Genomic DNA, 558 nt, shown 5'->3' on the forward strand with positions numbered 1-558 from the left:
TGCTCTTGATATGGGTTTACATGAAGATGGTTTGCAACAGTTGGTAAATGATTGGAGATCTGCTAATCCACATATTGTTTCATTGTGGTGGGATGTGGACAGAGCGGTAAAACAGTGTGTACACGAACACGTATCTGTTCGAACACACAATATAGTGTTCACTTACAAGAGTGGGTTTCTTATCATCAAACTGCCGTCTAAAAGATGCCTTTATTATGTGAAGCCACGTGTGGAAGAAAACAAGTATGGTGGTGAATCAGTCACCTATGAGGGTGTGGGGTCTACTAAAAAATGGGAGCGGCTGGAAAGTTATGGGCCTAAATTCGTGGAAAACATTACGCAAGCTATAGCTCGTGACATTCTACTTTACGCTATGCAAACGCTGAAAGAATATCGCATCGTCGCTCACGTGCATGATGAAGCCATTATCGAAACCGATAAAAGCGTGAGTGTTCAAAGCGTGTGTGAGCTAATGGGAAGAACACCACCTTGGGCAGAAGGGCTTGTTTTACGCGCTGACGGCTACGAGTGTGAGTTTTACAAAAAAGATTAAAAAAT

At 42.7% G+C, this 558-nt stretch carries 1 pseudogene; it reads left to right on the forward strand.

From position 1 onward, the window contains the following. Positions 1 to 553: pseudogene (locus ACTJLE_RS06480) on the forward strand (DNA polymerase); the annotation flags it as partial. Positions 554 to 558: the final 5 nt, after the last annotated feature.

The organism is Gardnerella sp. CCPDSM (genome assembly GCF_056754715.1).